Origin of the sequence: Streptomyces sp. NPDC029216 (assembly GCF_040648015.1) — a bacterium.
Lineage (GTDB): Bacteria > Actinomycetota > Actinomycetes > Streptomycetales > Streptomycetaceae > Streptomyces.
The window spans coordinates 1-21,262 of the sequence record NZ_JBEZWL010000097.1; the positions used below are offsets into that span (position 1 = coordinate 1).

General features: G+C 73.9%; 22 protein-coding genes and 1 pseudogene. 6 read left to right on the forward strand and 17 right to left on the reverse strand.

Translation table 11 applies throughout. From position 1 onward, the window contains the following. Positions 1-363: 363 nt before the first annotated feature. Together AB0F18_RS27615 and AB0F18_RS27620 are read right to left on the reverse strand one after the other, a co-directional pair. Positions 364-645, reverse strand: coding sequence for a WhiB family transcriptional regulator (locus AB0F18_RS27615; protein WP_362065338.1), 282 nt, complete (start codon positions 643-645; stop codon positions 364-366). Between the two features lie 49 nt (positions 646-694). Then, positions 695-1,804 (reverse strand): mechanosensitive ion channel domain-containing protein, encoded by a 1,110-nt coding sequence (locus AB0F18_RS27620; RefSeq protein ID WP_362065341.1) that lies wholly within the window; start codon positions 1,802-1,804, stop codon positions 695-697. A 381-nt stretch (positions 1,805-2,185) separates the two neighbouring features. Here AB0F18_RS27620 and AB0F18_RS27625 point away from each other — a divergent pair, with 381 nt between their 5' ends. After that, positions 2,186-2,428 carry a protealysin inhibitor emfourin gene (locus AB0F18_RS27625; RefSeq protein WP_362065344.1) on the forward strand — a complete coding sequence of 81 codons (243 nt, stop codon included), beginning with the start codon at positions 2,186-2,188 and terminating at the stop codon, positions 2,426-2,428. A 108-nt stretch (positions 2,429-2,536) separates the two neighbouring features. On the opposite strand, the gene AB0F18_RS27630 is transcribed toward AB0F18_RS27625, so the two are convergent. Continuing rightward, positions 2,537-2,917: a helix-turn-helix domain-containing protein gene (locus tag AB0F18_RS27630; RefSeq protein WP_362065347.1), complete on the reverse strand. Its 381-nt coding sequence runs from the start codon at positions 2,915-2,917 to the stop codon at positions 2,537-2,539. A gap of 174 nt (positions 2,918-3,091) precedes the next feature. Here AB0F18_RS27630 and AB0F18_RS27635 point away from each other — a divergent pair, with 174 nt between their 5' ends. Continuing rightward, on the forward strand, positions 3,092-3,970 hold the full coding sequence (locus tag AB0F18_RS27635; RefSeq protein WP_362065349.1) for a SigB/SigF/SigG family RNA polymerase sigma factor: 879 nt from the start codon (positions 3,092-3,094) through the stop codon (positions 3,968-3,970). Between the two features lie 24 nt (positions 3,971-3,994). On the opposite strand, the gene AB0F18_RS27640 is transcribed toward AB0F18_RS27635, so the two are convergent. From AB0F18_RS27640 to AB0F18_RS27650, 3 genes are all read right to left on the reverse strand, one after another. Continuing rightward, entirely contained in the window at positions 3,995-4,654 is a 660-nt protein-coding gene (locus AB0F18_RS27640; RefSeq protein ID WP_362065352.1) for a hypothetical protein, read from the reverse strand. Between the two features lie 150 nt (positions 4,655-4,804). Beyond that, entirely contained in the window at positions 4,805-5,308 is a 504-nt protein-coding gene (locus AB0F18_RS27645) for a GNAT family N-acetyltransferase (protein WP_362065355.1), read from the reverse strand. 271 nt (positions 5,309-5,579) lie between these two features. Next, the gene (locus AB0F18_RS27650; RefSeq protein WP_362065358.1) at positions 5,580-6,689 is read right to left on the reverse strand and encodes a hypothetical protein; all 1,110 of its coding nucleotides are present in this window, start codon (positions 6,687-6,689) and stop codon (positions 5,580-5,582) included. Between the two features lie 153 nt (positions 6,690-6,842). On the opposite strand from AB0F18_RS27650, the pseudogene AB0F18_RS27655 reads away from it, so the two are divergent. After that, positions 6,843-8,358, forward strand: a pseudogene (locus AB0F18_RS27655) (SDR family oxidoreductase). Here the strand turns inward: AB0F18_RS27655 and AB0F18_RS27660 are convergent. Continuing rightward, positions 8,355-9,242, reverse strand: coding sequence for a hypothetical protein (locus AB0F18_RS27660; protein ID WP_362065361.1), 888 nt, complete (start codon positions 9,240-9,242; stop codon positions 8,355-8,357). The pseudogene AB0F18_RS27655 and the gene AB0F18_RS27660 overlap by 4 nt on opposite strands. 119 nt (positions 9,243-9,361) lie before the next feature. Then, positions 9,362-10,636 carry an MFS transporter gene (locus tag AB0F18_RS27665; protein WP_362065364.1) on the reverse strand — a complete coding sequence of 425 codons (1,275 nt, stop codon included), beginning with the start codon at positions 10,634-10,636 and terminating at the stop codon, positions 9,362-9,364. Positions 10,637-10,769: 133 nt separating this feature from the next. On the opposite strand from AB0F18_RS27665, the gene AB0F18_RS27670 reads away from it, so the two are divergent. Together AB0F18_RS27670 and AB0F18_RS27675 are read left to right on the forward strand one after the other, a co-directional pair. Further along, on the forward strand, positions 10,770-11,705 hold the full coding sequence (locus tag AB0F18_RS27670; RefSeq protein ID WP_362065366.1) for a LysR family transcriptional regulator: 936 nt from the start codon (positions 10,770-10,772) through the stop codon (positions 11,703-11,705). A 120-nt stretch (positions 11,706-11,825) separates the two neighbouring features. Further along, positions 11,826-12,713, forward strand: coding sequence for a DUF4436 family protein (locus tag AB0F18_RS27675; protein WP_362065369.1), 888 nt, complete (start codon positions 11,826-11,828; stop codon positions 12,711-12,713). Positions 12,714-12,739: 26 nt separating this feature from the next. On the opposite strand, the gene AB0F18_RS27680 is transcribed toward AB0F18_RS27675, so the two are convergent. The 5 genes from AB0F18_RS27680 to AB0F18_RS27700 all read right to left on the reverse strand — a co-directional run bounded on the left by AB0F18_RS27680 (position 12,740) and on the right by AB0F18_RS27700 (position 16,339). Continuing rightward, positions 12,740-13,111, reverse strand: coding sequence for a peptidase inhibitor family I36 protein (locus AB0F18_RS27680; RefSeq protein ID WP_362065371.1), 372 nt, complete (start codon positions 13,109-13,111; stop codon positions 12,740-12,742). After that, complete coding sequence (locus tag AB0F18_RS27685; RefSeq protein WP_362065374.1) at positions 13,108-13,701, reverse strand: hypothetical protein; 594 nt, start codon at positions 13,699-13,701, stop codon at positions 13,108-13,110. The genes AB0F18_RS27680 and AB0F18_RS27685 overlap by 4 nt, the downstream gene beginning before the upstream one ends. Positions 13,702-13,806: 105 nt before the next feature. After that, positions 13,807-14,142 carry a hypothetical protein gene (locus tag AB0F18_RS27690; RefSeq protein WP_362065377.1) on the reverse strand — a complete coding sequence of 112 codons (336 nt, stop codon included), beginning with the start codon at positions 14,140-14,142 and terminating at the stop codon, positions 13,807-13,809. A gap of 71 nt (positions 14,143-14,213) precedes the next feature. After that, entirely contained in the window at positions 14,214-15,692 is a 1,479-nt protein-coding gene (locus AB0F18_RS27695) for a DUF4173 domain-containing protein (protein ID WP_362065416.1), read from the reverse strand. A gap of 392 nt (positions 15,693-16,084) precedes the next feature. Continuing rightward, positions 16,085-16,339, reverse strand: coding sequence for a hypothetical protein (locus AB0F18_RS27700; protein ID WP_362065380.1), 255 nt, complete (start codon positions 16,337-16,339; stop codon positions 16,085-16,087). Positions 16,340-16,543: 204 nt separating this feature from the next. On the opposite strand from AB0F18_RS27700, the gene AB0F18_RS27705 reads away from it, so the two are divergent. Further along, positions 16,544-17,584: a vWA domain-containing protein gene (locus AB0F18_RS27705; protein ID WP_362065382.1), complete on the forward strand. Its 1,041-nt coding sequence runs from the start codon at positions 16,544-16,546 to the stop codon at positions 17,582-17,584. Between the two features lie 56 nt (positions 17,585-17,640). On the opposite strand, the gene AB0F18_RS27710 is transcribed toward AB0F18_RS27705, so the two are convergent. The 4 genes from AB0F18_RS27710 to AB0F18_RS27725 are packed head-to-tail and all read right to left on the reverse strand — an operon-like array spanning position 17,641 to position 21,240. After that, on the reverse strand, positions 17,641-18,855 hold the full coding sequence (locus AB0F18_RS27710) for an ABC transporter permease (RefSeq protein ID WP_362065385.1): 1,215 nt from the start codon (positions 18,853-18,855) through the stop codon (positions 17,641-17,643). Next, on the reverse strand, positions 18,852-19,616 hold the full coding sequence (locus AB0F18_RS27715; protein WP_362065388.1) for an ABC transporter ATP-binding protein: 765 nt from the start codon (positions 19,614-19,616) through the stop codon (positions 18,852-18,854). Before AB0F18_RS27715 ends, AB0F18_RS27710 begins: the two co-directional genes overlap by 4 nt. Next, positions 19,613-20,722, reverse strand: a complete 1,110-nt coding sequence (locus AB0F18_RS27720) for an efflux RND transporter periplasmic adaptor subunit (RefSeq protein WP_362065391.1) — start codon at positions 20,720-20,722, stop codon at positions 19,613-19,615. The genes AB0F18_RS27715 and AB0F18_RS27720 overlap by 4 nt, the downstream gene beginning before the upstream one ends. Continuing rightward, a complete protein-coding gene (locus AB0F18_RS27725; protein ID WP_362065394.1) occupies positions 20,719-21,240 on the reverse strand; it encodes a hypothetical protein in 522 nt (173 codons plus the stop codon). Before AB0F18_RS27725 ends, AB0F18_RS27720 begins: the two co-directional genes overlap by 4 nt. Between the last annotated feature and the right edge of the window lie 22 nt (positions 21,241-21,262).

Here is a 21,262-nt window from a genome sequence, read left to right on the forward strand (position 1 = left end):
GCCGACGCCTCGGCGGCCCGCAGCCGTGCCGACCGGGTGGCGTTCGCCGCCGTCGCCGGCGAGCTGCGCCGCCTGGGCGTGCGCCCGCCGTGCGTGCTCAGCGGTACGGAGGCGGTGCGTGCCGCGTTCGCCACCGGATGCGCCGCCCGGCAGGTGTACGGGGGCCACGACGGCAGCGTCACCGCCGACGAGCTCGTCTCGCTGGCGGGGACCCGGCCGACGGCGGTGCTGGTGTCGGGGGGCGACCGGCCGCCGCGCTGGGCCCGTGACTGGACCCCGCATCCCCTGCCCGGACTGCCGGACCGGCCCGGTTACCGTGCCTACCTGGCACCCGGGGCGCACCCGGCGCCGCGCGGGCGGGCGTCAGCCCGCGGCGTGCGCGTACAGGGGGCGTCGTTCCTCTTCGGTCAGGCCGCCCCACACCCCGTAGGGCTCCTGCACGCGCAGGGCGTGGCGCAGGCACTCCACCTGCACCGGGCACAGTGCGCAGATCTCCCGGGCCGCCTCGTCGCGTTCGGCGCGCTCCTCGCCGCGCTCCCCCGTGGGGTGGAAGAACCTGTCCGGGCCGAGGCTGCGGCAGGCCGCGTGATCCTGCCAGGTCCAGTGGTGTTCCGCTCGGCCCGGCAGCCGTGACACGTTCGGCATGGGGTGACTCCTTTCCCGCATGATCGGGTGGATCGGGGCTTTGGGTGCGTCAGTTCCGCGTCTGGCCCGGTCCCGCGTCGCGAAACCTCTCCGCCGGTCCGGACGCCGCCGGGGCCCGGGGCGCGGGGGCGGCCGGGGAGGTGGTGACGCGCGGGAGGGCGTAGGGGTGCTTCTCGGCGAGCCAGGCGACGAGTTGCTCGCGGACCGTGCAGCGGACGGTCCACAGGTCGTCGGGGTCCTTGGCGGTGACGATGGCCCGCAGGACGACCGTGGTGGGGGTGGTGTCGGTGACCGCGAGGTCCCAGCCGCGTCCGTCCCAGGCCTCGCAGCCGTCGAGGATCTCCCGGAGCCGCTCGCGGACCAGGGAGACGGGGGCGCTGTGGTCGCAGTGCAGGAACACGGTGCCGGTCATCTGGATGCCGCCGCGGGACCAGTTCTCGAAGGGCCTTCCGGTGAAGTAGGAGACGGGCATGGTGATGCGGCGCTCGTCCCAGGTGCGCACGGCGAGGAAGGTGAGCGTGACCTCCTCGACCACGCCCCACTCGCCCGCGACGACGACGGTGTCGCCGATGCGGACCATGTCGCCGAAGGCGATCTGGAACCCGGCGAAGAGGTTGCCGAGGGTGGACTGGGCGGCCACACCGGCGACGATGCCGATGATGCCGGCGGAGGCGAGCACCGAGGTGCCGACGGCGCGCAGGCCCGGGAAGGTGAGCAGCATCGCGGCCGCGGCCACCAGCGTGACGACGGCGGTGACGATCCTCATGATGAGGGTCACCTGCGTGCGGACGCGGCGCAGCCGGGACGGGTCGCGGGTGCCGGTGGCGTAGCGGGCGTACGAGGACTCCACCACCGCCGAGGTGATGTGGACGACGAACCAGGCGCCCGCGCCGATGGTCACCAGCGAGAGGATCCTGCCCACCGCCGCCTCGTGCGCCAGCAGGGGCCGCCAGCCGGTCTGCCGGTACGAGCCGCGCAGCAGGGCGGCCACCAGGAGGAGGCGCAGGGGGAGTTCGCAGCGGCGCAGCAGGCTCCAGAGGGGGGTCTCGGGGTGGCGGGCGTCCGCACGCCTCAGCAGCAGGTCGGCGAGCCAGCCGGCCACGAGGGTGAGCAGGACGGAGCCGCCTATGACGGTCAGCAGTCTGAGCACGCTGTTCATGGCTCCTCGGAGGGGGTCGGGGGCGGAACGCGGGGGTCGCGAGGGGCGCGACGGGTCCGCGCGTGCCCTGCCGTTCCCCCGGCAAACCGGCGTTCCGGCCGTTCGGGAGCCGCCCGGCCGGGGCGGGTGGTGCGTGCCGCGCGGGCACCGTCCGCGGCGCGCGCGGGCCGCGGCTCCGCTCCCCCTGCCGGCTCACGCGTGCACCGCGGGCCCGTCGGCCACCGGGCGGCGGTTTTCAGCCGATTCGCGGGGTTGTGGCGTTCTCGCCGGGAGCGGATGGGGATCCGGGGCAGCCGCGGCTGTGGCGGCCGACGCGCCGCCTTCGCCGCCGGGGCCCGAAGCCGGGCCCGCGGCGGGATTCCGACCGGGAAGGAAGGGACCATGCTGATCACCGTTACCCGTTCCGGGGGCTTCGCCGGGGGCGAGGAGGAGCGCGAGCTCGACACCGCGGGCCGTCTGGACGCGTCCCAGTGGGAGGACCTGGCACACCGGGCCGTCGCCTCGACGGCGGACGGCTACCACTACCGGATCACCGTCGACGACCGGGCGATCGACCTCCAGGACCCCTACCTGTCCGCGGACCAGCGGCAGCTGATCCGCGGCGTGCTCGACGAAGGCGCCTGACCGGATGACGCGGCCACCGCCGTACGGACGTGACGACCCGTCCGTACGGCGGTGGCCGCACGGGGTACTGCCGCCGGCGCGGGGCAGACGGGACTTTGACGACAGACCCTAGGCCGTGGCGCGGGACCCGTCGCCGGCGGGGACGTCGGCCGCCGCCTGCGGTGCGGGCGCGAGCGCCGGGGCGGCCAGCGGGGCGGCGAGGTAGGCGAGGAGGCCGGCGATCTCGTGGTCGGCCTCCGCCGGGTGGCGGAAGCGGGCGCCGGGGGCGATGACGTAGCGGTTGCGCCTGCCGTCGCGGGTGCGGCTGAGGTACCCGTCCGCCTGCAGGTCCGTGACGATCGCCTGCACGGTGCGTTCGGTGAGCCCGCAGCCCGCGGCGATGTCGCGCAGGCGGATCCCCGGGTCGCGCGCGATGGCGACCAGGACCCGGGCGTGGTTGGTCAGGAAGGTCCAGCGATTGCGGCGGGGTCCCACGTGCTCGTTCTCCACGCGGCCATTCTTGGACGGAGAACCACAGAAAGGCAAATCCAGAAAAGCTTTTCCTGTATCACTTGACGTGTGTCCGCGGCCCCGGCAGGGTTCAGGTGAGCGGAATCGACCTTCCGTTTGATCGGAACGATCTGGCGACGCACCGCAAGCACTCGTGCCCAAGGAGCGGAGACGATGACCACCACCACTGCCACTGCCACTGCCACTGACCCCGCCCTCGACGGCCTGCCCGACGTCCCCCGCCCACGGGAGGTGCCCCCGGGCGAGGCCCGGGAGCTGACGCGGGTGTTCTTCGAACGGCTGAGGAGCCTGGAAGAGGGCACCCCGGAGTACCAGTACGTCCGCAACACCCTCATCGAGATGAACGTCTCCCTGGTGAACTTCGCCGCCCGTCCGTTCCGGGACCGCCCCGGCGGGCCGGAGAACGAGGACATCGTGCAGGTCGGCGTCATCGGACTGATCAAGGCCATCGACCGCTACGAGCTCGACCGCAACACCCAGTTCTCCACCCTGGCCCTGCCGTACATCACCGGCGAGATCAAGCGCCACTTCCGGGACACCACCTGGGCCGTACGGGTGCCGCGCCGGCTGCAGGAGCTGCGTACGCAGCTGGCCAGGTCCACGGAGGACCTGACCTCCGCGACGGGGCACGCCCCCACCCCCGGCGAGCTCGCCGAGCACCTGGACCTCACCGAGGAGGAGGTCCGCCAGGGCCTGGTCGCGGCGAACGGCTACTCCACCCAGTCCCTCGACGCCCCCACGGGCCCCGCCGTCGGCGGCGAGGCGGCTCCCGGGTCCGCCCAGCCCGCGCACACCCTCGCCGAGACGCTGGGCGACACCGACCACGCGCTGGAGGCCGTCGAGGACCTGCACGCCCTGGCGCCCCTCCTGTCGGAGCTGGACGAACGCACCACGCGGATCCTGGAGCTGCGCTTCGGACAGGAGATGACGCAGCGGCAGATCGGGGTGGAGATCGGCATGTCCCAGATGCACGTCTCGCGCCTCCTGACGCGCACCCTGGACACCCTGCGCGAGCAGATGCTGCGCGACTGAGCCCCCGGCGCCGTCAGGGCCCCGTCAGGGGTGGCGCCGGTGGCGCAGCCAGGCCGTCAGGGCGGCCTGGAGTTCGGCGACCTCGCGGTGGGTGAGCTCCTCTCCCACGGGGCCCACGTGCAGGCGTACGCCCGTACCCGTCACGGTCCAGCCGGCGCCCCGGCGTGGGCGGGAGGCGAGGGTGCGGCCCTCGGCGAGGGTGCGCAGGCCCTCGCGGACCGCCGGGGGAACGGCCGGGCCGGGCGGGGTGGCGGCCCGGGAGCGGGGGGTGAGGCCGATCTCGGTGTAGAAGGCGGTCAGGGCTTCCTCCAGCGATCCGGGGCCCGCGGGGGCCGCACCGGTGAAGTCGGCGATCAGCTCGGGATGCGCCCGTGGCGCGTGCTCCCCCCACGGACGGGCGTGGAGGGGGTGTTCCTCGGTGTCGAGGCGGACGCAGGCCGGGGCGATCAGCACGCGGGTGTAGCCCTGGTGGAGGAGGTCGGCGTACAGCCTGCGCAGCGTCACGGCCTGACGCGGCACCGGGTGCGGGTCCGCGGCGGCCGGGGCGTGCGGCCGTACGGGCCGCGGCGCCAGGCCGAGGAGCCCGGTGCTGTGGTGCAGGACGCCCGCCTGGGTGAGCACCGCCGTCGCCTGCCGGCCCTTGCGGTCCCAGCCGAGCCGGAACCCCACCACCGTGGTCCCCATCAGGCCTGCTCCTCCCCGGCCGCCGTGCGGCGTGGCCGACCACAGCACGGTAACCACGGCAGGACACCGCCGGGACGGGCATGGCCCAGTTCGCCCCCGGCGGGGCCGGATGTGCTACGGCACCCCGGGCGCCCAGGCCCTCGCGGCCGGTCAGCGCCGCGGGTCGGCCCAGGCGATCCGGTAGTACCTCAACCGGTCGTCCTCGGCCACCAGGCGCATGCCGGCGGCGGACATGACGCGCTGGGACGCGACGTTCTCGCGGTCGGCGTCCCCGCGCACACAGGTGACGCCCTGTGCGCGGGCGAACTCCAGCAGGGCGCGGAGCGCCTCCGAGGCGTAGCCACGGCCCTGCACCGAGGGGACCAGTCCGTAGCCGATCGTGACGCCGCCGCCGTGGTCGGGCGGTCCGTGGAAGCCCAGCCCGCCTATCGCGTGCCCGTCCTCGCGCCGCCGGATCTCGTACGCGCCGAACGGCTGCGGATCGCCGTCCTCCCCACAGAGGGCGAGGAAGCTCCTCGCTCCGGCCACGTCCACCGCGGCGGGGTAGCCGGGCGCCCATCGCACACTGCCGTCCGGCTCTCCCGCCACCACGCGCGCCGCCTCCCCGGGGCTCAGCGGATGGAGTACGAGCCGCGCCGTCACCAGACCGTCCATGGTGACGGGGTATCACGCGGAAGCCGCCGGCCGCACGCGGATTTTCCGAAGGACGGGCCCGGCCGACGGCGCCACCGTGTTCGCCCTGGAGTGCCCGGACGCCGAGTTGCGCCCCGCACCGCGTCCCGATCTGATCGCCGGCCTACGGGCCCTCGTCACCACGCACCCGCTGCACCGTCTGCCGCCACGCCCGGCACGCCCTCAACCTGCACTCCGCCGGGGACACGCACGACGGCAGGGAGCACGTGCGCCGCGCGCTGCGGCACTCGCGTCACGCACCCGCAGGACCCGGTCCCGCCGGCCGTCCCGGAGCGGGGGCGGCGGCCGAGGCGACGAGGGCCTCGGCGAGGTTCTCCTTGCGGATCCGCTGGTCGACGTAGAGCAGCGACAGGACCAGCTGGGGGTATCCGACCTGGAACACCGCGCTGACCGCCGTGCCGAGCAGGATGCTGGCCAGGTACACGCCGAAGCCGAGGACCAGTGCGGCCGGGTCGCCCCCGTCGCCCGCCCCCATGATGGTCGGGACGAGCGCGAAGACGCCGATGAGGACGAACGGCAGCTGGACCACGTAGCCGACCACCGTCGCCAGGAGGTACCCGAGCGCCGTGATGCCGAACGTGCGCCACCACCCGCCGCCGACGAGACGGGCGGAGCGGCGCATGGCCGCGACCGGGCCGAGCCCCTCGCACACCGCGACGGCGGGCGCCAGGCTGAAGCGGACGGCGAGCCACACCGCCACCGGCATCCACAGCAGCACGCCCATGACCGTCACGAGCAGCACCACGGGCGACGGGCCGGGGCGGTCCCCAGGCATGATCATCAGCGGGAAACAGACGGCGTAGAGGGCCAGGACCGGCCCGGCCGTGAACAGCCCGACGCACAGCACGACACCGAGGACCGACGGCAGCCGGGACCAGCAGCGCCGCCACAGCGCGGCGAAGGTCGTGGGGCGGCCGAGGACCGCCTCCTGGATCACGGCGGGGCACAGGGCGGTGAGCATTCCCGTGCACAGGGTCAGGGTGACCAGGGCGAGCACCGCGACCGGTGCGAAGTACAGCAGCAGGGCCGCCACGTCGTCGGCGGCGGGCGGATCGCCCTTCGGCCGGTCGAAGACGGCGGCGAACCGGTCGTGCGCACCGAGGGCCGCGACGCCGATCGCGGCGACGACCAGGAGCAACCCGAGGCCCTGCACCGCGAGGATGATTCCGGTCATGGGCTTCCAGTAGCGGCGGAAGGCGCTGAAGGCACCGCCGAGCACCTCGCCGGTCCCCAGCGGCCTCAGCGGTATGACGCCCGGCTGCGGCGCGGGCGGCGCCCACCCTCCCCACGGCGGTACCGGCTGACCCGGGTGGTGCTGGGCCCACCCCGCGTTGTGCGACATCACTGATTCCCCCTCGGAAGAAGGGACACCGTAACCCGCGGTCCGCCGCCCGGGCACGGCGGCCCCGCCGGTGGCGGCCGGGCCCCGGCGGGTCCAGGCTCGGAAGGGGCGGAGCCGCGCGTGCACCGCCGTCGCAGCGACGGGAGCGAGCAGATGACGGGTGACCTGTGCCTGGTCACCGGCGCCACCGGCTACATCGGCGGCCGCCTGGTGCCCGAACTGCTCGACGCCCGGCTACCGGGTCCGGGCGCTGGCCCGCTCCCCCGAGCGGCTGCGCGACCATCCCTGGGCCCCCCGCGTCCAGGTGTCGCGCGGCGACGTCACCGACCGGGGCTCGCTGGACGAAGCCCTGGCCGGGGTGGACGTCGCCTATTACCTGGTGCACGCCCTCGGCGCCGGCCCCGGCTTCGAGGAACGCGACCGGGCCGCCGCCCGCCTGTTCGCCGAGCGGGCCCGGCTGGCCGGCGTACGGCGCATCGTCTACCTCGGCGGCCTCACCCCGGCCGGCCTGGACCCCGCCGGGCTCTCCCCGCACCTGCGCTCCCGCACCGAGGTGGGCGCCATCCTGCTGGCCTCCGGCGTCCCCTGCACCGTGCTGCGGGCGGCCGTCGTCATCGGCTCCGGCTCCGCCTCGTTCGAGATGCTGCGCTACCTGACGGAACGGCTGCCCATCATGATCACGCCGAGCTGGGTGGGCACCCGGGTGCAGCCCATCGCCGTGCGCGACGTGCTCCGCTACCTCGTCGGCAGCGCCGCCATGCCCCCCGAGGTCAGCCGGACCTTCGACATCGGCGGGCCGGACGTCCTCACGTACGAGCAGATGATGCACCGCTACGCCGAGGTCGCCGAGCTCCCGCACCGCCGCATCCTGCGCGTGCCCATGCTCAGCCCGGGTCTCTCCAGCCTCTGGATCGGCCTGGTCACCCCGGTGCCCCGGGCGCTGGCCCGTCCGCTCGCCGAGTCGCTGCGCCACGAAGTGGTGTGCGGGGAACACGACATCGCCCGCTGGGTACCCGACCCGCCGGGCGCGCCGCTGCCCTTCGACCGGGCGCTGGCCCTGGCCCTGGAACGGGTCCGCGAGGCCCGGGTGAGCACCCGGTGGTCCTCCGCCTCCCTGCCCGGCGCCCCGAGCGACCCGCTGCCCACCGACCCGGACTGGGCCGGCGGCAGCCTGTACACCGACCACCGCAGCACCGGGGTGGCGGCCCCGCCGGGGGCCCTGTGGCGGGTGGTGGAGGGCATCGGCGGGGAGAACGGCTGGTACTCCTTCCCGCCGGCGTGGGCCGTACGCGGCTGGCTGGACCGGCTGGTGGGCGGGGCCGGCATCCGCCGGGGCCGCCGTGACGCCGGCCGGCTGCGGGTGGGCGACGCGCTGGACTTCTGGCGGGTCGAGGAGATCGAGCCGGGCCGGCTGCTGCGGCTGCGCGCCGAGATGCGGGTTCCGGGACTGGCATGGCTGGAGATGTACGCCGAACCCGACCCGGCGCACGAGGGCCGCTCCCGCTACCGGCAGCGCGCCCTCTTCCACCCGCACGGTCTGCTCGGCCACCTGTACTGGTGGGCCGTGAGCCCCTTCCACGCGGCGGTGTTCGGCGGCATGGCGCGCAACATCGCCCATGCCGCCGAACAGGGCGCCGCCGGACGTCCGGACGGGGCCGGTCCGGGCTAGCGGAGCTTCACCCACTTGTCGGTGCTCGCCACGATGTAGGTGCCGAGGTCCGGGTCGGTGGCCGAGGCGTTGGCGAACACCTTGAGCCGCTCCGACTTGATGAACGGGGTGTCCGTCTCGGGGGTGTGCACCCGTACGGGTGCCTGCCAGGCGATGGTCTTGCCCGGGACGCAGTCCACCTCGACCCGGAAGCCGCCCTGGACGAACTTCGGCTGCTCCTGGCTCGCGGAGCCGCCCACCGAGACCTTCACCGGCTTGGTGCAGGTGACGGTGCCGTTGAGGGTGGCGCCGCCGGTCTTCGACAGCTTGCCGTTGCCGTTGACGGTCACACCGAGGGCGACCGGCTTCGGCGGGGTGACGTCGCTGGCCATCAGGTAGCCCTTGAGGGGGCTGCGGTCGTCGCAGTCCTGCTCGTAGAAGAGGTTGATCTTCTTGACGGTGGTGCCCTCGCCGAAGACCAGCTCGCTGATGCCGAAGCTGCCGGTGAGGGTGGAGCAGCCGCCGTAGTAGCCGTTGACGAACATGCTGGGCCGGTCGAGGACGGTGCCCGGCATCTCCGGGGTCTTCACGGCGTCCGCGTACGAGCCGGCCGCCAGTGCCTGCCCGGCGGGCGCGGCCAGGTCCATGGTCCAGGAATCGCCGGGGCGGGTGATGACGACCCGCAGTGTGCGGTGGTCGGGGGACGCGGTGACGTCGATCTTGTCGCCCGTGCCCGGCCCGTACCAGCGGGCCTGGTCGTCGAAGCCGTCGCCCTGGTCCCCGGCCCAGTTGAACTCGCCCTGCGGCATCTCGGCGGCCTGGGCCGCGCCGGCCGCCGCCAGCGGCAACGCGAGAGCGGCGGCGGCGAGCACGGCGGCCGCCCGGGCGGCGGCGCGTGCGGGCATGCGGAACTTCACTGGTGTACCCCCCATGAAGAACGGAAGAACCTGAAGATCGAGAGTGATCGGCGCGAGTCTGCCAACAGGGGTACGAAAGGGGCAACAGGTATACGTCCCGAGGCAGTTCACCGCCGCAGGCGGGCACACGCCAGTGAAGGCCGGACCCTGCCGCGGGGGGTGCGGCGCGGGAGCAGGAGCGGGGTGGCCAGCAGCAGTACGCCCGCCAGGGCGATGGCCGTACGCGGGCCGAGGAGGGTGCCCAGTACGCCCCAGAGGGCCGTCAGGAGCGCGGTCGCGGCCTTGGTCGTCACCGCCCAGGCGGAAAGGGTGCGGGCGACGCGGTCCGGCGCGGTGCGTTCGAGGCGGTAGGCGGCGTGGACGGGGTTGAACACCCCGCAGCAGAGGATGAGCCCGAACTCCACCCCGATCACCAGCAGCAGCCCGCCCGCGCCCGGCCCCACGAAGGCCAGGCCGACGGGCCAGAGCGCGCGCAGGGTTCCTGACACGGCCAGCACCCGGTGCCGCCCATACCGGGTGACCAGCGGCCGGGCCAGCCGCGAACCGAGCAGCCCGCCGACCGAGGGCGCGGCGAAGGCGAGACCGTACTGCCAGGGCGCGAAGCCGAGCCGGCCGAGCATCAGGACGGCCAGCAGCGGGGTGGCGGCCATCACCAGGCCGTTGAACGAGGCGGTGTTGAAGAACAGCGGACGCAGCGCCCCGTCGGCGAGGATGTACCGCCAGCCGTCGAGCAGGTCCCCGGCCCGCATGCGCCCGGCCCGCCCCCGGCCGGGCGGCGGCTCGTCCCCGCCCATGGCGCGGATGCCCAGGGCGGAGAGCAGGTAGCTGACCGCGTCGGCCGTCACCGTCGCCACGGGGCCGAGGAGCCCGATCGCGGCGCCGCCGAGGGGCGGCCCGACGATCGTGGTGGTCCAGGCCGTGGACTCGAACCGGGCGTTGGCGACGAGCAGGTCCTCGGCCGGCAGGAGGGTCTTGAGGTACGCGCCGGAGGCGGCGCGGAAGGTGATGTCGGCGGCCGCGACGACGACCGAGACCAGCAGGAGCTGGAGGAAGGTGAGCACGCCCAGCGCGTACGCGGCGGGGACGGTCAGCAGCGCCGCGCACCGCACCAGGTCCGTCGCGATCAGCACGGGCCGCTTGCGGCGGAACTCCACCCACGGGCCGAGCGGCACCGCCGCGGCGGCGCCCACGGCGGCCCCTGCAGAGGAGAGCGCGGCGACCTCGGCCGGCCCGGAGTGCAGCACCCGGACGGCGATCAGGGGGAACGCGCCGAACGCGAGCCACGTGCCGAGCGCGCTGGTCCCGTACGCCCCCCAGAGCCATCCGAACCGGCGCCCCAGCCGGTGCCCGGGCCGGTGTGTCCCCAGCCGCCCGCTCTTCATCCCCGCGCTCCTCACCCCTAGGCCGCACAACCGATCGGCGTGCACGAGCATCAAAGCGGGCCCCGTACTCGCGGATCAAACAACCGGACAGGCCCCAGCCCACAACCACTGGTTGTGACCTTAGGGTGTCGGCATGGATCTCGAAGCCGTCCGCACCTTCGTCGTGGCCGCCGACGCGGGGCGGTTCCAGGAAGCCGCCGCCGAGCTGGCCGTCACCCAGCAGGCCGTCTCCAAACGCATCGCCGCGCTGGAGCGCGGCCTCGGCGTGCGGCTGTTCACCCGTACGCCGCGCGGCGCCGAGCTCACCATCGACGGGCAGGCGTTCCTGCCCCACGCGCGCGACCTGCTGCGCGCCGCCGAGCGGGCCGTCTCGTCCGTCCGGACGGGCCGCCGTCCGCTGCGCGTGGACGTGATCAACTCGCGCGGCGCGGCGACGGGCCTGATGCGGGGCTTCCACCGGGCGCATCCGGAGATCGAGCTCGACGTGGTGATGCTGTTCGAGATCGACGCGGCCGTGGCCGCCCTGCGCTCCGGTGCGATCGACGCGTCCTTCCGCGCGGTCACCGTGCCCGGTCGGCCCCTGCCGGAGGACATCGAGGCCGTCCGGGTGCTCGATGAACCGCTGCGGCTCCTCACCGGCCCCGGCCACGCGCTGGCGGGCGCCGCGTCGGTCCCCCTCGCCCGGCTCGCCGGGCACCGGATCTGGATGCCGGGCGTCGTCCCCGGTACCGAGTGGGCCGTCTACTACGAGGACCTCGTCGCCGAGTTCGGCCTCACCATCGAGGCGACGGGACCCAACTTCGGTTCCGACGCGCTCCTCGACACCATCGCCGACACCCCGGCCCTGGCCACCTTCATGGGCGGGCACACCCGCCTCGTCTGGCCCGACGGCCACGGCCTGCGCCTCGTCCCGGTGACCGGCCCGACGCCGGTCTACCCGCACTCGCTGCTCTGGCACCGCGACAACCCCCACCCGGCGCTGGCCGCCCTCCGCGCCCATCTCGCCGCCGGGGCGGCCGGGCAGGACACCAGCGGGACCTGGATGCCCGACTGGGTGATCCCGCGCTGAACACGGGCACGCGCGGGCGCCCGGCCCCGCCGGGACGGACCACCGGAGTGGCGCGACCGCCGACGAAAGGTTTCGCTGGCCGGACGAGCCCGTTCCGCTGCCCACCCCGCCGGAGTCACCATGGCCGCCCCCTGGGACACGCCGCCCCCGCGCCGCGCCCGGGCGTCGCTCCTGCCCGTCCTGCTGCCGATCGCGCTGCTGATCGTGGTGGCGGTGGGCGTGGGCTCGTGGCTGCAGTTCTCGGAACGGCAGGCGGCCGACACCGTCCACACGGTCGGCTCCTCCTCCCCCGACCGGGTGGACGTGGAGGCCACCGTCCAGCGCGTCGACGCCGCGGCCCGGGAGCTGGTGCTCCGGGTACGGGTCACCCCGCGCGGGTCCCTCGGCGAGGAGGACGGGACCGCCCCGGTGGCCGACCTCGGCCTCCAGACCTCCGCGGCGACCCTCGGCGACCTGGCGTTCAAGGCGCACGAGCGGATCGCGCCCCGGGACGTGCAGGTCGCGCTGACGGGCGGATCGATCGGCGACTACCCGTTCGACACCTACGGGACCGACGTGGAGTTCTGGGCCGTGCTGGGCGGCAGGCAGGTGCCCGTGCGCCTGCTGTTCTCCAACAACGACACGCTCTTCTCGGTCACCGCCGAACCCGCGCCCTCGGCGCAGGGGGCCGTCCTCGGGCTGGCGGTGGCCCGCTCGGGCAGCCTGCTCGTCTTCGCCGTCTTCATGATGGGCGTGATGTGGGCGCTGGCCGCCTCCGTCCTCATCGGGACCTGGTACCTGACGACGCGGGGCGAGGCCCTGGTCTGGCCCGCCCTCTCCTGGATGGCGGCCACCCTGTTCGCCCTCTCGGCGTTCCGCAACACCGCCCCGGGATCACCCCCGATCGGCTGCGTGCTGGACTGGTTCGCCTTCCTGTGGGCCGAGACCGTGATCGCCCTCTGCCTGATCGCCGTGGTCGTCACCGGCGTCCGTACCGCCCTCCGGCCGGACGGCACCGGACGCGCCTGAGCCGGCGCCGTCCGTCCGGAGGGGCCTCAGCAGCCGCTGGTCCAGGTGTGGGAACCACCCCGGTCGTTCGCGCCGCCGTCGTAGCCGACCTCCTGCCCGGGGGCCAGACAGAGCGTCACGCGGCCCAGGAGCTCGCGGCCCTCGTAGACCTTGACGTGGTCCTTCACTCCGGGGCCGGAGGTCCCGTGGTTGGCCCAGGAGGAGTCGTGCTTGAACATGTCGCCCTCCCACCAGCGGTCGTCGCCGCTGTGCTCGATCTTCATGCCGTCGAAGTTCGCGTCCGTCCAGACGCAGAAGTAGCCGCTGCGGCAGTCGGCCGCCTCGGCGGCGGCGGAGGTGGCCAGGACGGCGCCCGTCGTGATGACGGCGGCCGCGAGGAGGGTGGTGAAGCGCTTCATGCGGATGGGTTTCCTTTCGTTGGCGGGGACTTGAGGACGGTGGCGGCTTCGGTGAGGGCGTGGGCGCGCAGCCGCTGCCAGTCGGCGATCTCGGCGCGGTGGCGGGCCCGGACCTCGGCGAGGTCCCGGTGGGCGTGGTCGGCTTCGGGCCGGAGGTTGTTGACGACGACCGAGGCGCGGAACCAGCCGGGCTGGTCCCCGTAGAGCCGCTGCTGGGCGGCGGCGAGGCAGCCGTCGGTGTGGGCGCGTACGACGTAGCCGGTGGGCAGGGTGAGGGACAGCTCGGCGGGCCCCGTACCGAAGAGGGCGGCACTGACCCGCGCGTCATCGGTGCCGGGCTGCCGGCCCGGCCCGCTCCTCGGCGGGACGAACCCCTGGCGGGTCAGGCACGCGTCGGTGAGGCGCTGGGTGGCGGCCTTGATCACGTCGTCCGGGTCGGCGGCGGAGCGCGGGGCCCCGGTGGCGCAGGCCGTCAGGAGGGCGCCGGCCGTGACGACCGCACAGGCCAGCGCGCCGACGGCCGGCGGCCTTCCGGCCGTCCGTAAGCGACGGCTCGTCCGGGACCGGGGCAGTTCCTTGATCACAGCCATGCTGTCTAGCCGTCCGGGCCCCCGGCGCGACAGGGCCGAGGGCCGGGACTCACCCGACTGGGCGCACGTTTCACCCGGGGAAACGTTGCGGCACGCCGCCCGCTGTCACAGCGTCCAGTAACGCGACCCGGTGGGGGGAACGGGGCGCGGTACCCACGTCGAACGGTCGGCGAGCGGGCTCCAGTCCTTGATCTCCTGGTCACGGAAGTAGATCGACAACGCCCAGTAGTAATCGTCCTCATGCAGGATGAGGTCGTCCTTCTGCGACAGGTCGAGCCCGCACCAGTGGTAGTTGATCCGCGCCACGGCCTCGGCCAGGGTGATGGAGCACAGCCTCGCCATCTCCTCCGCGGTCGCGCGCAGGAGGTCCAGCGTCTCCGGCGACGTGGCCATCAGGAATTCGCTCGTCGCGTCCGGCTGTGTCGATCCCGTCGGTCCCATACGTGCATTCTGCCGCGCCCCGGCCGCGCGCTGTGACTCCGTGAGCCGAGGACGCGGAACGGGTCCTGCGGCTACCCGGTGCGGCTGTCGTACGCGCCGAGCAGCCGGCACTCGCCCGGATCGGCCGTCACCGGGCGTTCGCGCAGGATCTCGCGGGCGCGGTACTCGCCCAGGCTCGTGGCGTACCAGGGCGCGCGGGCGGACCGCCGCAGTTCGTCCCGGATCCCCATCAGGGCGCAGGAGCGCCTGGGTTCGGGCAGCCGGTCCAGGTACGGGGCGGCGTCGGCCGACAGGCCGCGGAGGTAGGCGAGGTCGAGCTTGCCGTCCTGCTGGTAGCGGGTCACGTTGCTCTCCGCGATGATGCCGTCGGGCGAGAGCAGCCCGAAGGCCAGTACGGTCGCCGCCGCGCTGCCGACCACCGCGCGGGCCAGCCAGCGGCCGCCCACCGCCCCGGCGGCGATCAGCAGCACGATGACCAGGCCGAGCCACAGTTCCATGGTGACCACGGACAGCCGGAGCCTGGTCAGCCCGTACGCGTCGACGTACAGGTCCATCCGGCGGACCGCGGAGGCGACCACGACGAGGGTCAGCAGGCACAGCGTCCCGAGCACCGCCCGGACCAGGCGGCGGTCGCCGGGCGTGCCGCGGGGTGCCCAGCGCAGCGCGAGCGCGATGACCGCGAGGACGAAGAGGGTGGCCCACAGCAGCTGCCAGAACCCCTGGCGGGCGTACTGGGCGTAGGTGAGCCCGGTGCTCTCCAGCACCTTGTCGTAGCCGCCGAACAGCACGGCCAGCTGCACCGCGTTGAAGCCGGCGAAGAGCAGGTCGAGCAGGATCAGCGGCAGGCTCCACTCCACGCGGGAACGCGGCTTGCCCGGCCTGGTCTTCATCCGGTCCCAGCGGTGCGGGGCCGCGGCGGTGCGGGCCGCGGCGAGCGCCAGGACCGCGCCGGCGAGGAAGAGCAGGATCCGCAGCGGTCCCTCCCCCACGCTCACGTCGGGCAGCAGGCCGCCCAGCAGATCGGCGAAGGCCGCGTCCGCCGAGGCGAACAGCGCCCCGAACACCAGCAGCAGGACCGCCGCCACCACGACCGCCTTGACCACGGGCAGCCAGCGGTCCCGGCCCGTCCCGCCGCCGCGCGCCCGGACGCCGGCCCAGGCCCAGCCGACGCCGGTGACGGCGCTGTCGAGGAAACCGAGGGGGCCGAGCAGTACGCCGGGCCACCTGCGGGTGCCGTGCAGGGCCAGGGCGGCCAGCAGCAGGGCGGCGAGGATCGCCAGGGTGGACGGCCAGGCGGAGTCGCGCAACGCCGGCACCGCGAGCAGCGCCACGCAGCCGACGGCCCACAGCAGGCTCCAGGGGCGGGCCTTGCGGCCGGCCGCGCGGGCCGAGGCGTACGCGGCGACCATGGCGGGCAGTGCGGAGAGGAGCAGCCCGGGGCCCATGCCGTCGCCGAGGAGCACGGCGGCGGTGAGTCCGGCCGCGAGGACGGCCACCAGGGTGACGCCGGCGATCGGAGCGGCCTCGGCGGGCCGGATCCGCCGCCACATGGAGTCGGCCGCCCGCGCGGCGGCCGCTTCGCGGGCCTGCTGCTGCCGGAGTTGGAGCTGGTACGCCTGCCAGGCCTGCCAGGCGTACGGGTCGTACCCGGGCAGGCCGGGGGCGGGCGGGGCGACCGGAGCCTGGGCGGGCCCTCCCGGGCTCGCCGGGGTGGCGCGTCCCCCCTGCTCGGCGTGGTCGGCGGCGTTCTCGGACATCGGGTCCCTCCCCTGGTGCGGAGGGGTCAGAGTAGGCCCGCACCCCAGGGTTTTGAACGCATTCAACCAGGCCTTGTGGCAGGACCGTGACAATCAGGCCCCGGCAGGGGAGGGGTGGCGCACGCCGCGGGGGCGGACCGGCGTCATGGCCGGTCCGCCCCCGTGGCACGGAGTCCGTCGTGGGATCAGGCGCCCAGGTGGCTGCCCTTGAGCCACTCCTTCTCCCCGCTCTTGGAACAGGTCGAGGTCCAGACCGGACCGGCGAACGCCGGGAGGTTGTGGGGTACCGCGGCGAAGGAGGAGCAGTCCGACGAGTTCGTGCGGTGACCGCCGGAGAAGTAGTCGATGTCGACGCCGTCGTCGGCCAGGGCGGCCCCGGCCCCGCCCAGGAGGATGCCGGCGGCGAGGAAGGAAGCGGTGACAGCAGAGCGAATACGCATGGACTCCCCTAAGGGTCGGTTGAAACGACGCACCGGTTCGATAGGCGCGTCGGCCGGTCCAACCGCTCCGGGACCCCGCCGGGAACGGCAGTTCACTCCGATGCCACAGAAGTATCGTTCCGCCCTAACCCGTCCAGGGGCGGGGCCCGTTGTCAGTGGTGGGTGCGAGGATCGGAGCATCACTTCGGAAAAGGGGGAGCGGTCATGTCCGGAAACCAGAACTACATCAACCACGTTGCTCTTGTGCTGGATGCCAGTTCGTCCATGTCGCACCTGCGCGGCAAGGTCGTCGAGGTCGCCGATCAGCAAATCGCCTATCTGGCCCGCCGGTCGCAGGAACTGGACCAGGAAACGCGGGTCACGGTGTACGTGTTCGCCGACACGGTGCAGTGCGTCATCTACGACAAGGACGTGCTGCGCATGCCGTCCCTGAAGCAGCTGTACCGGGTCGGCGGAATGACCGCGCTGCTGGCGGCCACGCTGAAGTCGCAGCGGGAGCTGGCGCAGACCGCCCAGCTCTACGGGGACCACAGCTTCCTGACCTTCGTCCTCACCGACGGCCAGGAGAACGCCAGTCACCGCTGCCCGGACGCCCCCGCCAGGGACCCGCGGGCCCTGACGCAGGCCATGGCGACGATGATCGAGACGCAGGAGGACAACTGGACCCTGGCCGTCCTGGTGCCGGACCAGATGGGCAGGCGCGAGGCCATGCAGTGCGGTTTCCCGAGGGACAACATCGCCATCTGGGACGCCACGAGCACGCAGGGCCTGGAGGAGGCCGGCCAGGTCATCCGGGAGGCCACCGAGAAATTCATGGTGGGCCGCACGAAGGGAATCCGGGGTTCGAAGGCGGTGTTCTCCACGGGCGCGGAAACGGTCAACAAGGACACCATCGAGGCCGCCGGTCTCACCCCGGCGAATCCGTCGGACTATCAGCTCATTCCGGTGGCGCGCGATGTGGCCATCCGGGACTGGGTCGTCGAATCCGGGCACACCTATCGGACCGGTGGCGCCTATTACCAGCTGAGCAAGTCGGAAAAGATTCAGGCACGAAAGCAGATCGCGGTACTGGAGAAGAAGACGGACCGGGTCTTCACGGGGCCGCAGGCGCGGGCCCTGCTCGGTCTGCCGGACGCGGAGGTCCGCGTCAGCCCGGCGCACAACGACGAGTTCACGATCTTCGTACAGAGCACCAGCGTGAACCGGAAGTTGGTGCCGAACACCCGGCTGCTGCTGATGAACTGATGCCGTGGAAGCCCCGCCGGTCCGGCCGGCGGGGCTTCCGGTGGTGCGGACGGCCGCTACGCCGCCTGGAGGGCCAGGGTCGGGGAGAGCCGGGCGGCGCGGACCGCCGGGTAGAGGCCGGCCAGGGTGCCGATGGCCAGCGTGGCGGCGAAGCCGCCGGTGACCGCCCACAGGGGCACCACCCAGGGGAGGTCTCCGGTCCGGGCGTAGACCGCGGTGGCCGCTGCTCCCAGGGCGATGCCCGCGAGCCCGCCGAGCCCGGACAGCAGCAGGGACTCCGTCACGAACTGGATGCGGATCTGGCCCCGGGTCGCCCCCAGGGAACGGCGCAGGCCGATCTCGTGGCGGCGCTCCAGCACCGAGATGATCATCGTGTTGGCCACGCCGACCCCGCCCACGAGCAGGGCGATCCCGCCCAGTCCGAGGAGGAGCGTGCTGAACGCGCCCTCGGTGGCGGCCTTGGCCTGCAGGGCCGCCGAGGGGTCGGTCACCGACACCGTCGTCGGGCTCTGCGGGTTGGCCGTCCGCGCGACCAGGGCGCGTACCTGCGCGACCCGGTCGTCCCTGGAGCGCTCGTAGACGGCCGTCGGGTGCCCGTCGAAGCCGAGCAGGTCCTCGGCCGCCCGCCAGCCGATCAGCGCAGAGCGCTCGATCTCGGGCGCCAGCGGGACGGGGTCCAGGACGCCGATGACCGTGAAGTACCGGCCGCCGATGAAGACCTGGCCCCCGGGTCCGCCGATGCCGAGCCGCTCCGCCGTGACGTGCCCCAGCACCACGGACGGATAGCGGGAGGTGGCGTCGTTCAGCCAGACGCCCGAGCGCATCCGCGCGCGGAGCACCCCCGGCAGGTCGTCCTTGACCGCCTTCACCGTGATGCCGCCGGTCTCCTCCTTGGGGATCTTCTCCGAGCGGCGGACCGACTCGGGTACGTCGCCCGTCGTGCCCACCGACTCGACCCCCTCGATGCGGGAGATCATGCCGGGGGCCTCCTCGGGCAGTTTGGTGTCCTGGCCCGCGAACATGGACTGGCCGGGCGTGACCACCAGCATGTTCGTGCCCAGCTTCTCCAGTTCCGCCAGCAGCTTGGCCTGGCTGGAGGAGGAGACGCCGACCACCGCGATCATCGTCGCGATGCCGATGGCGATCCCGAGGGCGGACAGGAACACCCGCATCGGGCGCGAGCGGAGCCCCGCCGAGCCGACGTGCAGCACGTCGCGGGGGCCGAGGCGGGACGGGCGGAGCCGGGCCGTGGCCGGTGGCTCGTGGTTCACGACGGCTCCTCGGGGCGCTCCGGCCGGGGGTGCGGGCGTGGGCGCGGGTGCGCGTGCCGTTCGTCAGCGACGACTTCCCCGTCCCGGATCCGGACGGACCGCGGCAGGCTCGCCGCGATCTCCTGGTCGTGGGTGATCACGGCGATGGTCGCCCCGTCCCCGTTCAGCTCGTGCAGCAGCTCCATGACCGACCGTCCGGACGCCGTGTCGAGCGCGCCCGTGGGCTCGTCGGCCAGCAGCAGGTCCGGTTCACCGGCGACCGCGCGGGCGATCGCCACGCGCTGCTTCTGACCGCCGGACAGCTCGTGCGGCCGGTGTTCCATCCGGTCGCCGAGACCCACGCGCTCCAGCGCGGCCGCCGCGCGGCGGCCGCGCTCGGCCCGGGAGAGACCGGAGTAGAGCAGGCCCTCCGCGACATTGGCCCGGGCGCTGATGCCCGGGACGAGGTGGAAGGACTGGAAGACGAAGCCGACGTGACGTGAGCGCAGGGCGGACAGGGCCCGGTCCGACAGGGCCGCCACGTCGTGCCCCGCGATGGCGACCCGGCCGGCGCTCGGCCGGTCCAGGGTGCCGACGATGTGCAGCAGGGTGGACTTCCCCGAGCCGGACGGGCCGACGATGCCGAGGAGTTCCCCGTCCAGGACGGTCAGGTTCACCCCGCGCAGCGCCTTGACCCCGCCGGGGTACTCCTTGGTGACGCCGGTCAGCTCCACGACGGGGCGGGCGTGCCGGGTGCGGCGTGCGTGCGAGGGGCCGGTCATGCGCTCGGCACCCCCACGCGCATGCCCTCCTTCAGGGCGTCCGCCTTGACCTCGACCCGGCCCTGGCCGAACATGCCGAGCTCCACCGGGACCTCCCGAACGGTGCCGTTCTCGACGACCTGGACGCCGAAGCCGCCGCCGGCGAGGGCGAGCAGGGCGTTGACCGGGACGGAGAGCACGCCCTTGCGGGTCTCGCCGGTCAGCCGGACCGACACCGGGGACTGGTCGGGGCCCTGGGCCCGGGCGGCGTCGTCCAGGGTCACGGTGACCTGGACCTTCGGCTTCCCGTTGCCGCCTCCCCCACCGCCCCCGCCGCCGGAGCCGTTGCCCTCGCCCTCCGGGTTGGCGGTGCTGCCCACCGAGTCGATCTTCCCGGTGGCCGTTCCGCCGCCGGGCAGGGTCACGGTCACCGGATCACCGCTCTTCACCGCGCCCGCCTTGGCGGCGTCCAGCTGGAAGCGGACCATCCGCTCGGTGCCGGTCAGCGTGAGCACCGGTTTGCCCGGGCCGGGCTCGTCGCCGACCTGCGTGTCATTGCGCTGCACCCGCTGCGGCCCGGAGGCGAAGGCGATGTCCTCCTTGCCGACCTCGCCGGTCTCGGGTGTCCTGTGCGCCTTCTGCCAGCGCTTGACGGCGGTCGCCGTGCCCGCCGTGAAAGTGGCGTCGGCCGGGTCGAGCCCGGTCCCGTGGCCGAGGGCGACGAGGTTGCGCTTGAGCTGTTTGACGTCCTCGCCCTTGTCGCCCGTCTTGAGCTGCCGGTACATGGGCGTGGTCCCGTACATCAGGCGGACCGGCCGGCCGCCGACCTCGTAGAGCCGGCCGTCCCGCTCGACCGCCGTGCCCGCGCCCGCCACCCAGGTGAGCACGCCGGGACCGGGGGCGTTCATCCTGCGCTCCTGCGCGTAGCCGAGGGTGCCCTCGACGCTGAGGCCCGAGCTGAGGTCACCGCGCCGGACGGGTTCGGTCCGCTGCGGGAGGCCGTCGGCACGCCGGTCCGCGTCCGCCGCCCGGTCCGCGCGGGGCTGGGCGGTCACCGCGTAGCCGCCGCCCGTGGCGGCGACGGCCACGGCGAGCGAACCCAGCAGCCACTTCCCGCGCCGGTTCACGCGGCCTGGCACTTCTTCTGGGCCTCCTCGAAGGCCTGCTCCTGCCCCTCCGGGATCTTGGTGGCGCTCATCGCGTTGCCCTTGAAGTCCGGATCCGGGATGTTCACCCCGTGGTCGCGCATGCACTTGGCCCACTTCAGGGCCTTGTCCTTGTCCGCCTGCGGCATCTCGCCGGTGCCCGGCGCCTGCATCCCGCAGGCCTCGAAGGCCTTCTTCAGCGTCTCGGGGTCCTCGCTGCCGGTGCCGAGGGTCATGCCGCGCGGGTCCTGGCCGGGCTGGGGGTCGGGGGCGTCGATGCCGTGCTCGCGCAGGCACTTGCGTATCTGGAGGGCCTTGTCCGCGTCCTGGCCGCTGTTGCCGGACGTGCCGTCGCCCTTGCCGGAGGCGCTCGCGTTCTGCTGCGGGGCGTCGTTCTTCCCGCTGCCGGCGGAGCCGGTGCCCGTGCACGCGGTGACGAGGAGGGCCAGGCCGGTGACGACGCCGGCCGCGGTCATGGTCATGGTCGAGGATCGGTTCATGGGGCGGAGCCTGCCGGGGAGG